General features: G+C 33.4%; 9 protein-coding genes and 1 pseudogene. 4 read left to right on the forward strand and 6 right to left on the reverse strand.

Annotated features, from left to right (window positions below; all coding sequences use genetic code 11):
- Nucleotides 1-25 precede the first annotated feature (25 nt).
- From ACXHHC_RS05555 to ACXHHC_RS05570, 4 genes are all read left to right on the forward strand, one after another.
- Nucleotides 26-1,771 (forward strand): RagB/SusD family nutrient uptake outer membrane protein, encoded by a 1,746-nt coding sequence (locus tag ACXHHC_RS05555; RefSeq protein WP_458228655.1) that lies wholly within the window; start codon nucleotides 26-28, stop codon nucleotides 1,769-1,771.
- Nucleotides 1,772-2,012: 241 nt separating this feature from the next.
- The gene (locus tag ACXHHC_RS05560) at nucleotides 2,013-3,467 is read left to right on the forward strand and encodes an NAD-dependent succinate-semialdehyde dehydrogenase (RefSeq protein WP_458228656.1); all 1,455 of its coding nucleotides are present in this window, start codon (nucleotides 2,013-2,015) and stop codon (nucleotides 3,465-3,467) included.
- Between the two features lie 86 nt (nucleotides 3,468-3,553).
- Entirely contained in the window at nucleotides 3,554-4,255 is a 702-nt protein-coding gene (locus tag ACXHHC_RS05565; protein WP_458228657.1) for a TerC family protein, read from the forward strand.
- Nucleotides 4,256-4,274: 19 nt separating this feature from the next.
- Nucleotides 4,275-5,075: a metal-dependent hydrolase gene (locus ACXHHC_RS05570; RefSeq protein ID WP_458228658.1), complete on the forward strand. Its 801-nt coding sequence runs from the start codon at nucleotides 4,275-4,277 to the stop codon at nucleotides 5,073-5,075.
- A gap of 12 nt (nucleotides 5,076-5,087) precedes the next feature.
- Here the strand turns inward: ACXHHC_RS05570 and ACXHHC_RS05575 are convergent, their stop codons facing one another.
- The 6 genes and pseudogenes from ACXHHC_RS05575 to rimO form a co-directional block, all read right to left on the reverse strand.
- On the reverse strand, nucleotides 5,088-5,531 hold the full coding sequence (locus ACXHHC_RS05575) for a DUF4268 domain-containing protein (protein ID WP_458228659.1): 444 nt from the start codon (nucleotides 5,529-5,531) through the stop codon (nucleotides 5,088-5,090).
- A complete protein-coding gene (miaE, locus tag ACXHHC_RS05580) occupies nucleotides 5,531-6,112 on the reverse strand; it encodes a tRNA isopentenyl-2-thiomethyl-A-37 hydroxylase MiaE (protein ID WP_458228660.1) in 582 nt (193 codons plus the stop codon). Before miaE ends, ACXHHC_RS05575 begins: the two co-directional genes overlap by 1 nt.
- Complete coding sequence (locus ACXHHC_RS05585; RefSeq protein WP_458228661.1) at nucleotides 6,099-8,315, reverse strand: SulP family inorganic anion transporter; 2,217 nt, start codon at nucleotides 8,313-8,315, stop codon at nucleotides 6,099-6,101. The genes miaE and ACXHHC_RS05585 overlap by 14 nt, the downstream gene beginning before the upstream one ends.
- A gap of 3 nt (nucleotides 8,316-8,318) precedes the next feature.
- Nucleotides 8,319-9,158 (reverse strand): universal stress protein, encoded by an 840-nt coding sequence (locus ACXHHC_RS05590; protein ID WP_458228662.1) that lies wholly within the window; start codon nucleotides 9,156-9,158, stop codon nucleotides 8,319-8,321.
- Nucleotides 9,159-9,192: 34 nt separating this feature from the next.
- A pseudogene (dnaX, locus tag ACXHHC_RS05595) lies at nucleotides 9,193-10,886 on the reverse strand (DNA polymerase III subunit gamma/tau).
- A gap of 321 nt (nucleotides 10,887-11,207) precedes the next feature.
- Complete coding sequence (gene rimO / locus ACXHHC_RS05600) at nucleotides 11,208-12,521, reverse strand: 30S ribosomal protein S12 methylthiotransferase RimO (protein WP_458228663.1); 1,314 nt, start codon at nucleotides 12,519-12,521, stop codon at nucleotides 11,208-11,210.
- Nucleotides 12,522-12,668 lie beyond the last annotated feature (147 nt).

Here is a 12,668-nt window from a genome sequence, read left to right on the forward strand (position 1 = left end):
TTAATTAATTTAAAACGTAGAAAACATGAAAAAAATAAAATTTTCATTTTCAATACTAGCACTAACTACGGCTCTTACTTTTACTAGTTGTGAGGACGTAATTGAAACTGAGTCACAAACTGGTGTACCAGGTAACCTCCTTTTTGAAACTATTGATCGTGCTGAGGCTTTAATGATACCTACATATAATAGTACAGAAGGTTGGGCTGCCAGAAGAAATAACTTTTGGGCACAGAGAATCAATATAGAAGGTGCTTCTTTTGAAGCAAAATTCAATTTTCAAGACAGAAACCATGTCTACCAATTACGTGATGGAGGATGGACCTCTACCAACACTGGTGATGTATTCTCTGATAAATGGAGGAACTATTGGTCTTATATTCAAGAAGCAAGTTTTTTTATAGATGGTATAGAAGGTTCAACTGCTCAATCAGAGGATCCAGAAAAAGCAGAACTTCTAGTAGCTGAAGCTCGATTTTTAAGAGCAAATTTATATAGAAAATTAATCAACTATTTTGGAGGTGTACCAATATTTACTAAAGCCAATTCTTTAGATGGTAATTATTTATTCGAAAGAAGTACCTACAAGGAATGTGTAGAATATATTGTATCTGAGTTAGATGCTGTAGCTGAAATATTACCTGAAACAAGGCCAAATAGTGAATTTGGTCGTGCAACTAAGGTGGCAGCCCTAGCTGTAAAATCTAGAACATTACTATATGCTGCAAGTGATTTACACGATTCATCTTTGATGCCTCAAACTGAAAATAAAGAACTATTTTCTTATGATGTGTCTACTAAATGGCAAGATGCAGAGAATGCTGCTAAAGATGTTATCGATATAGTTGGTAACGATGCATTAATTCAAGTAACAAATGCTACTGAATATCAAAATTTATTTTTATCTCCTAATGATAATATGATATTTGCTAGACCATATACTGCTGGTTTGTATGAAGTAGGAATTGGAGGTTTTAGTGCTCTTAATTCATTACCTGATCAAGCACAAAGTCCTAATGGATACGGAGGTTGGGCACTATGTTCTCCAACCCATAATTTTGCATTAGAATTCAACTTTGCTGACGGTACTTCTACAGGAGGACTTACACCAGCATCTCCAAATGATAATAGAGAAATGCGTTATTACGCAAACCTTTTATATCAAGGAGCAAATTACAGAGGTAGAGAAGTTGATTACGCTTTAGTTGCTGATCCAGATAATGCTGATCCAGGAGTTGAAAATGGGTCTGATTCTCCTGCTGGTCTTGGAAACACACAACACTCATCAAAGACAGGTTACAATATCAGAAAGTTTCATGATGAAACTCTAAGTGCAACTAATGGAATTTCACCTGATAGACCTTATATATTATTTAGAGTTGCTGAGATTTATTTAAACTATGCGGAAGCTTTAGCAGAACAAGGAAAAGATGCCTTAGCTCTTGAATACTTAAACAAAGTTTCTTCTAGAGCTTTACAGCCTACTATAACAGCTAGTGGTGCTGATTTACTTGAGGCAGTTAAAAGAGAAAGAAGAGTAGAACTTTGCTTTGAGGGTCATAACTTCTTTGATGAAAGAAGGTGGCTAAATGAAAGTTATTTAGGATTTGATATAAAAGGTCTTACATGGACTAAAGCAAATGATGGTACTCTAAACTACACAGAGGGTACTGTAGTTACTAGACCATGGCTAGAAAAGATGTACTACCTACCTATTCCTCAATCGGAAAGAGAAAAATCTCCTACATTGATTCAGAATCCAGGGTATTAAAAATAATCTTTTTTAAGGTTAGGTTTTTTGATTGGTTTTAAGACACTAGGGAACTCCCCTAGTGTCTTTTCTTTTATATCAAAATAAGACTCATTTTGACTTTTAACAACCCTTTATCATCAATATTTAGCTAGTTTATAATAATGAGCTATCTTAGTTAGTCTTATATTAAAATTTATGCCTTTAAATTTTACAGACATCAAGAAACCTTAAATAAATAACTTTACAAGAAACGATTAAGATGAAAACACAAGACTTTGGATACAAAAAGCTTTACCTAGATGGGCAATTAGTAGATGCCACAAATGGAGAAAAGATAGATGTAATTTGTCCGGCAACAGGAGAAGCAATTGCTCAAGTAGCTAAAGCTAGTAAAGAAGATGCTGAAAAAGCCTTAGTAGCCGCTCAAAAAGGTTTTAAGTATTGGTCTAAACTTTCCTTAACAGAAAGAACTGAATGGATGCAAAAGTTACGTTCTGCAGTATTAGAAAAAGAGCACGAATTAAGAACCGCTATGGTTCACGAAATGGGGAAAACCTATGCAGGTGCTTATGAGGATGTAGAAGCATTAATAAATGCATTAGATTGGTATCCTAATGCCATGAAAAACTTGCGCGAAGAACAAATTCCAGACTATGAAAACACCCATACTCATAAAATGATCTCCAAACCTGCTGGAGTGGCTGTTGCCTATTTAGCTTGGAACTTTCCTTTGTTAAATGTTGGGTTTAAACTGGGGCCTGCATTGGCTGCCGGATGCTCTATTATTATAAAGCCTTCTACCATATCTCCTTTATCTACTTACATGATTGGAGAAATATTAGCAGATATTAACTTCCCTGCTGGTGTGGTTAATATAATAGCGGGTTCTAGTAGCGAGGTTGCAACTCCTATGACTACGAGTACCATTCCAGCTGTTTTAACCATGATTGGTTCTACTGCTACTGGAAAAAGAATTATTGCAGACAGCACCACCTCTATTAAAAAATTAGGGATGGAATTAGGAGGAAATGCACCGTTTATTGTTTTTGAAGATGCTGATTTTAACAAAGCTTTAGACTTAGCTATTGGCTTAAAGTTTGGAAATTCTGGACAAATATGTGTAGCTGCAAACCGTATTTTGGTTCATAAAAATATTTATGATAAATTTTTAGCGGCTTACATCAAAAGAGCGTCTGAACTTTCTATAGGATTTGGTACTAAAGAGAACCCTGATGTATTTATGGGACCTGTTGCAGGTTTGGCAGATAGAGATAGAATGTTCGACTTGGTAGAGGATGCAGTTAGCAAAGGTGCAAAATTAGAATACGGAGGTAAAATTCCAGAAGGATTCCCAGAAAAAGGTTATTGGATAGAACCTACCATTCTGTCTGGAATTACTCCTGAAATGGATTTATTTAGAAAAGAAACTTTTGGACCTGTTGCTGGTATTATGAGTTTTGAAACGGATGATGAAGTATTAGCCCTTGCAAATGATACAGAGTATGGATTAGCTTCTTATATATTTACCAATAATCACCAAAGAATAGAAAGATTTACCGAAGAACTTGAATTTGGAGAAATTCAAATTAACGGAGTTAAATACTCTATTTACTTACCTCACGGAGGAATAAAAAACAGTGGTATAGGACATGATTGTTCTCACTTAGCCTTAGACGACTACTTAGTTAAGAAAAGAGTCTCTACTGCATTGTAATTGATAAAAAACACACTTTAAATTCACCCTTTTAAGATCTAGTTAAGAGGGTTTTTTAATTACATTTGTTAAATACAAATAAAAAAATGTTACAAGAAATCATAGTTCCACTAGTATCATTAGTGTTTTTAGAAGTTGTTTTAGGAATTGATAATATTATATTTATTTCTATTTTAACAGATAAACTACCCGTAGAAAATAGAGATAAACTAAGGCTTATTGGACTAAGTTTAGCTGCAGTAATTAGAATTGGTCTACTAACCGTAATATCTTGGATCTTAAAATTAGACAACGATTTATTTACTATAGCAGGAATACACTTTAGCGGTAAAAGTATTATTTTACTATCTGGTGGGCTTTTTCTTTTGTATAAATCTAGTAAAGAAATATTTCATCATACAGAGCAAGAAAAAGAACAGGGTTCCATCAACATAAAAAAACCAACTTTTATGAATCTATTGATAGAAATCTTAGTACTAGATATTGTTTTTTCTATAGACTCTATTATTACAGCCGTGGGTATGGTAGAGAACTTATATGTAATGTATGCTGCTATTGTGGTAAGTGTAATGATAATGATTTTTGCTTCTAAACCTATTGTGAACTTTATCAATAAACATATTTCTTTTAAAATATTAGCCCTTTGTTTCTTAATGATGATTGGTGTCTCCTTAGTGGCAGAAGGATTACATTTTGAAATTCCTAAAGGTTATATCTATTTCTCTATGTTATTTGCTTTCTTAGTTGATTTGATTCAGATTAAGACGATTAAAGCAAAAAGCGAATAAACCATAACACACTGAGAAAATGGACATTATTTCTCACACACTTACTGGAACAGCTGTAGGAACTGTTTTAGCAACTATTTCCAACCAATCATGGAAAAGGAAAACTGCTATCATTCTTATGGGAAGTCTTGGTGGTGCTTTGCCTGATTTTGATGCACTTTCGTTGTGGTCAAAATTTGATACTACAATAGGTTCAATGCTTAGCTTGAAACATTCAGGTAGAGAAATCTATTTTGGAAAATTTTGGTACTCACACCATGCTGCTCTTCACTCAATCATAGCTCCTATTCTTCTGATTCTTATAGCAACAGTTATCACTGCAATCTTCAAAAAGGAATTTGGTATCAATAACGTTTGGAAAAATCTAAGAGTTAATAAATATTACCTTTCAGCATTCTTTTTTGGATTCCTATTCCATTTACTAGAAGACATGCCAACTCCAGCTAGTGTTTGGGGAGGTGTAAATCTGTTTTACCCTAGCTCCAATTATATTGGTGGATTTGGTAAAATATGGTGGTGGAACAACTATGATTTAGTACTTATTATTTGTACTGTAATTCTATTGAATCTGTTAGTAAATATCATTTCTAAAAAACGCTACTTAATAAAGTTGTGTACAAGTGTAACCATATTTCTTATAGGATTTGGGCTCTTCCTATTCCAGATAAACACAAGACCGTTTGACTTTTCCTACGAAGGACATAAAGTAGACTATCACAAATTTGAATCTAAATCCATGCAAATACAAAAGGACATTTTAGGAGAGCAACTTTATAATATCATGACTAAAATTGACAATAAAATTCCTCTGAATTTTTAAGCAAGCAAATAATTACTTTACCACAGCCTGCTCTATATAATCTTGGTATTCGTACCAAAACAATTCAAATTGCCCCATTACCTCGTTAAAAAACTGATAACAATCTCCCCATGAGTTCTTGTTATAAATACTAAACTTCTGTTGGTGTACTACATAGATTCTACCAATCGTTTTTCCGTTTTCCAAACGATACTCGTTGTCAAAAATAGCTTCGGGTAAATACTCTGTCAGTAAAATGTTTTTTAGAGACAGTAACTGATCATATAACAATTCTCTTTGCACATCGTCATTACACCCAATTTCCAGAGCTACTTCTGCCTTTTTTCGCTCGGCTACAAACTTAAACTCAAAGTCCTTAATCTTGGTTCTATACAAAACCCATTTTCTAGGAAACGACTTCCCGTAACTTACCCAAAAATCTTTTCTTATCCTTGCAGCTTCCTCTCTACTAAACATTATCCGTGAATAGACTCTTTGGTTCCTAAATTTTTCATCAACTCTGCTTCGTACTCTAAGAGTGCTTGCCATTTTTCATCTACCTCTTCTCTATTTCCATATTCTCTCGCAAAATTTAAAAATAAGGTATAGTGATTTGCTTCTGAGACCATTAAATCTCTATAAAACTTAGCCAACTCTGCATCCTCTAAATTTTCGGATAATAAACGAAAACGCTCACAACTTCTAGCTTCTATCAGAGCAGCATATAACAACCTATGCACCAACTGAATGGTTCTGCTTCCTCCTTTTGGAAAAAACTTTACCAAATTAAGCACATACTCATCCTTACGATCTCTTCCTAAAGGAATTCCTTTGGCAATCAATCTATCGTGAACCAATTTAAAATGACTCATTTCTTCTTTTACCAAAGCAATCATCTCTGTAACCAACTCTGTATACTCTGGAAAACCTACAATTAATGAAATTGCTGTTGATGCTGCCTTTTGCTCACAATGTGCATGATCTATTAATATTTCATCAATATTTTTTTCTGCAATATTTACCCATCTTGGGTCTGTTGGTAATTTAAGCCCTAACATATTTTTCTTCTATTATTTTTTCTAATCGTACGCCAAAATCTATCATGGCCTTTACTTCTTTTACACTTGCCAATCTTTCTTTGTTAAAAATTAACAAACCGTTTCCATTAGATTCTATATGGTAATAATCATTACTTTCTAAAAACAGTACAATATCATCTGTAAAGAATTCTAGTATTTTATCTTCTTCTGTTCCAGACAAATAAAACCTTTTATTAAAATCTGGATGATTTGGCACTTCAATATCTGCAAACTCTGTATACTGCTTTATAAACTCTAACAAGCCTTCTTTATCTATAGCAAACTCCGGAATGGTATTTTTTAATCGAACATGATATACTGTAGTTCTTATTAACTGACGAGCAATAAACGCTCCTTCGGTAAAAACAACATCAAACAAAGCATCGTTGTTATATTGTAAAATGTTCTTGGTGGTTTGAATTTGTCTTGTGGTAAAAAACTTAAAGTCCTTAAGCCAATCAATTGTGCTATCTGTATAAGGTTGATACGTCCAACCAAAATCTTCTGCGACCAAAGCCAAACTCTTTTGCCTCTTAGTTAAAGAAAACTCTTTACTTACAGCAGGACTTTTGTTTATATTTCTAGGAGCAAAAGGGTGTGTAGTACCTGCCCCATGCAAGTCCAAACCGATCAACTCAAAATTCCCATTTTTACTTTCGAATTTCTCCACATAGGTATTCATGTTCTCTAACACAGTGCTATCTACAAAACTACACCTAGAAAAATCTACCACTACACTTTGATCTTCTGCTATTAAATTCAGCTTGTTTTTAAGTCTGTAAAAATTCACAAAAGAACTAAAGTTTTTAACGCTTAAGTAATAACTCCCATTGGCTTCTTTATACATTAAAACATTCGGTTTTAACATATTTCTAAAGAACAACACAACTCCTTTATTCATAAACATATGCAGAATAAAAGTTGTAAAAATCCCCATAAAAATCCCCACAATTAAACTGGTAAAAATAGTGGTAATTAAGGTGGCAAAAAACACGACTAACTGCTCCTTTCCTACTTTAGCTACTGCAAAAATATTTACTGGTGCAGCTAATTTATACCCTGTAAAAACCAAAATAGCAGCTAATGCAGATAGTGGTATCATTTTTAATTGCGATTGGAATAATAATATAAAAGCAACTAAAAACAATGAATGAAATAAATTAGCAGAACGATTTGTCGCTTTATTATTTACATTAACAGAACTTCTGGCAATTACTGTTACTACATTTAAACCTCCTAAAAAACCACTTGCCATAGTTGCAAAACCCAATGCCTTTAAATCTCTATTTACATTCGATTTTCGCTTTAACGGATCTAATTGATCTACAGCTTTTATACTTAACAAAGATTCAATACTCGCAATTAATGTAATAGATATTACAGACAATATAAAAGTAGATTGATGTACAATTCCAAAGTTTGGGAACGCTAATGTAGAAAACACATTGTTTGGAATATTAATTAACCATTCTTTCTCTATTGGATAGACTTGTTTTAATACCAACTGATAGAAGTAATTCATTCCCACAGCAAAAACAACAATCCACATAGGAGCAGGAATTAACTGAAAATATTTATTACGAATTTTTGAATGAAAAATCATAATTGCCAAACTCACCAAACCTATAATACCTGCATAGAAAAAACTAGTATTAGTGGTGGTAAAAAAATCTATAATCGTATTTGGAATTTGCATAAGCACCTCTACCAAACTACCACTTACCTTAGAGTTTCCAAACATTACATGTACCTGCTTGGCAAAAATTCCTATACCAATGGCTGCCAGCATTCCTTGGATGGCTGTAGAAGGAAAAAAATCACTTAAAATACCCAGTCGTAAAAAACCCAGAAGTATCATAATAAAGCCTGACATCACAATTGCCGCTAGAGTATAAGCAAAACCCAATTGTAAATCTCCACCTCCCAATGTGGTGATAGATGTTAACAAAACAACAACCAAACCATTACCAGGCCCTGTAATTGTTACGTTAGAACCTCCAAAAAGAGCTACAATAACACCACCAACAACTGCTGCTATCACTCCCGAAATAGGAGGTGCTTCAGAAGCTAATGCAAGCCCTAAACCTAAAGGAAGTGCAATTAAAGAAACCACAAATCCTGAAAATATATTTTGTGGAAGACTGGATAAAAACTCCTTCTTTTGTGTACTTTTTGTTGGCATAAACTATTTTAAAATTAGAACATTGGTTGGTAATTCCGATAATAAAAAACTCAACTCGTTTGCTAACATCTTCTTTAATAAACTTTGTCTTTTAGCAGTATCGGTAATTAATAAATCGGAACGAACCACTCGTGCATAATGCCCTATAGAATAACCACTCTTTCCATAAATACCTTGTTTTTTAATTTCAACACCATGTTTGTATTCTTCTGGAACAGTATCTATAATTTTTTGTACTCTTAAATTTTCTTGATGTGCTTGTCTCTCATGACTAATTGCGACTCTTCTTTGAGAGCGATCGTCGTCTACCTTAAGCCCCTTACTTTTTATCTCTTCTACAATGGTTACTTTTCTAGAAGACAAACTTGTGGCTACGTAAAAAGCACTGCTAATGGTTTCTTCGGATTGTGCAGTCTCCAAACCATTTACCACAATATGTTTATGGATTCTATTTTCTTCGGACTGCTTAATTAGTAACAACACAGAGCAACCTACTTTTTTGGTTAACTTTCTGGCAACAGATCCTACATAATGTTTAAATAAATTTTCCCTTTGTAAAGCCCCCAGCATTAGTAAGTCTATATTTTGCTCTACACAGACCATAGACAAGGCTTTTACGGGCTTTCCTTCTTTAAAAAGCAGTTCAACTTCCACTTGATGATCAATCTCATCAATCACCTCTAAAAGCAGCTTCTTTTTATAGGCATCTTGGGTACCAATATGTACTATGTATAACTTCGCATTAAAATAGTTTGCGAATTTAAATGCTTCTAATAAGTTGTTTTTTAAAGTAGGAGAAAAAGCAGCTCCTATTAGAATTTTTTGAAACTTTTTGATACTCATAATTTTATAGAAAGCTAAATATAACCAAGATTCCTTAGATATCTAGCCCAAACTTGCTTTTTAACAATAATAAATCGGGATTATCTTCTGCCAATTTCTCAAACTTCTCTTGAGGAGTGTATACAAATCGTTTCTTTTGAGTTTGAACAACTACAGTTTTAATTTGTATGCTGTAATTATTTAGAGAACTTCTTAAATACCCTAAAAGCTTAGGTTTAATGGTTCCCAACTGATCCTCCATTAATTTGGTTGGCAGTGCAAAAATAATTTCACCGTCCTTTAAAACTGGTTTGTTTACATTTAATACGGATGCTGTATTTAGATTTCCTTCGGCTTTTACTTTTTCTCCAAATTCTAACCATCTCTCTACCAACTGTAGTTCGGTAAATTTAGCTTTAGGTTTGTTGGTTAAATCCTCTACTTGAACAAAATCTTTATCTTCTAACCTATCTCTTTTTAAAGAAAGAGCAGATCTTCTTCTAGAAGATGGATCTCTTCTAGGCACCTCTTTTATTTCTTTTTTTACAATTTGAGGTGCAACTTTAGTAGGTGCTGAAATAGTGTTCTGAGGAACTTCTTTAGCCTTAGCAACCTCTTGAACCGAAGCTGTAGGAATAGCCACTCTAAAGAAAGTAGCCGGTATTATGAAGTCACTGCTTTTTTTTTTATGTCACTAAAAGTGATAGAAGCCAATTGCATCAAACAAAGCTCAATTAGTAATCGCTGATTTTTACTAGCCCTATAACTTAAATCTGTACTATTCGCTTTTTCTATAGCTGTAATCAAGAAATTCAGTTCTACCTTATTCGCTTGTTCAATATACTTTTGCTTGGCATTATCTCCAACTTCCAATAGTGCAACTGTAGCGTTGTCTTTAGCCACTAATAAATCTCTAAAATGTGAAGCCAAACCGTTAATAAAGTGCTGTCCATCAAAACCTTTAGACAAAACTTCGTTGTAAGCAATTAGTACTTCAGAAATTTTATTTTCAATTAATTGATCTGTAATATTAAAATACACATCGTAATCCAGCACATTTAAGTTCTCTGTTACTGCCTGACGAGTTAATTCTTTTCCAGAAAAACTTACAACCCTATCATAAATTGATAAAGCATCACGCATTGCTCCATCTGCTTTCTGGGCGATAATATGCAGTGCATCATCTTCTGCACTTACTCCCTCTTGTGCTGCAATTCCTTTTAAATGTTCTTTAGCTGATTGTACAGTAATTCTCTTAAAATCGAAAATCTGACAACGAGAAAGTATTGTAGGAATTATTTTATGTTTTTCTGTGGTTGCTAAAATAAAAATAGCATGTGCAGGAGGCTCTTCTAGCGTTTTTAAAAAAGCGTTAAAAGCTGCAGAAGACAACATATGAACCTCATCAATAATATAGACTTTATACTTTCCTACTTGTGGAGGAATACGTACCTGATCGATTAGATTACGTATATCATCAACAGAGTTATTTGAAGCTGCATCCAATTCAAAAATATTAAACGCAAAATCATCTCCCTCTACCCCTGTAGCCTGTTCATTTATCTTTTTAGCTAAAATTCTTGCACAAGTTGTTTTACCCACACCTCTTGGTCCTGTAAACAACAATGCTTGCGCTAAATGATTGCTTTGAATAGCATTCTCTAAAGTATTGGTTATAGACTGCTGCCCTACAACATCTTTAAACGTTGTGGGTCTGTATTTTCTAGCAGATACTATAAATGGCTCCATATATTATTTAGAATTGAAAGCAAATATACCTATTTGAATAGAGCAAAACAACAGTCTCTATGCATAAAAAAAACTCAGCTATAAATTAAAAGTTAATCTATAAGCTGAGCCATTGTGTTATACATTATTTGTTATTCAAAACAACATATCAATTTCTACCCCTAAAAATTTAATATGTAATAATGCAATTATAAATACCTACCCCTAAATATTTACAGTATCAAATATACGAACAAATTCGTAGAAACCATATCAAATGTTAAAAAAGTTACATTTAAAACAAAAATTAGTAATCTACATTAAATTTAAACTTATCAATTGTTACTTTTTTGGTGTACCATACAAATCAAAATCCCCTGCTTCGTGTATTTCTATGTTTATAAATTCCCCCATTTTAATATAATGCTCTTTAGCATCTACCAAAACTTCGTTATCTACATCGGGAGAATCATACTCTGTTCTTCCAATAAAATACGCTCCTTCTTTTCTATCAAAAATACACTTAAAGGTCTGTCCCACCTTTTGTTGATTGAGCTCCCAAGAAATTTGAGCTTGAATTTCCATAATGGCAGCCACTCTTTCTTCTTTGATATGTTCTGGAACATCATCTTCTAAAGTTGCTGCATGTGTATCTTCCTCATGTGAATATGCAAAAACCCCCAAACGCTCAAAACGCATTTCTTGAACCCATGCCTTTAACTCTTCAAATATTTCTTCTGTTTCTCCCGGATACCCCACAATTAATGTAGTTCGTATTGCCATCTCTGGTACTGAAGCTCTGAATTCTCTAAGTAATTTGTTGGTTTTTTCATACGTAGTACCCCTACGCATTGATTTTAAAATCTCAGTATTGATGTGTTGCAATGGAATATCTAAGTAATTACATACTTTAGGTTCTGATTTCATTACCTCTAACACATCCAATGGAAAACCTGCAGGAAAAGCGTAATGCAAACGAATCCACTCTATTCCCTCTACCTTTATCAATTCCTTTAACAACTCGGCTAAGTTCCTCTTACCATACAAATCTAATCCGTAGTAGGTTAAATCTTGGGCTATTAAAATCAACTCTTTAATTCCATCAGCCGCTAATTTACCTGCTTCTATTACCAAATCTTCTATGGGAGTAGAACGGTGTTTACCTCTCATTAATGGAATTGCACAGAATGAGCAAGGTCTATCACACCCCTCTGCAATTTTTAAATACGCATAATGCTTAGGAGTTGTTGTTAAACGCTCCCCTATCAATTCGTGCTTGTAGTCTGCTTCTAAAACTTTTAATAAATTGGGTAAATCTTGCGTACCAAAATATTGATCTACATTGGTAATTTCAGCCTCTAAATCTGGCTTGTATCTTTCTGACAAACAACCTGTAACATACACTTTATCTACAGCACCTTCTTCTTTCTTATTAGCATAATGCAAAATAGTATTTACAGACTCTTCTTTAGCCTTACCAATAAATCCACAAGTATTAATAACTACAATGTTTCCATCATCATTTTCATCTTCATGAACCACTTCTTTACCATTGGCTTTTAACTGTCCCATTAATACTTCAGAATCGTATACATTTTTGGAACAACCAAGAGTTACAACATTGATTTTATTTTGTTTGTTAGATTTAGTACGCATCCACTTTTATTTTAGGCTGCAAAAATACTAAAAAGCTATGTATAAACACTATAATAGTAGAATCAACCTAAGTCTAGTACTATATACACTTCCTTGCGGTATCGATTTATTTTAATTCTTATAAAAGTTTCTTCCTGTATAAACTTT

The sequence above is a fragment of the Wenyingzhuangia sp. IMCC45574 genome, from assembly GCF_054182685.1.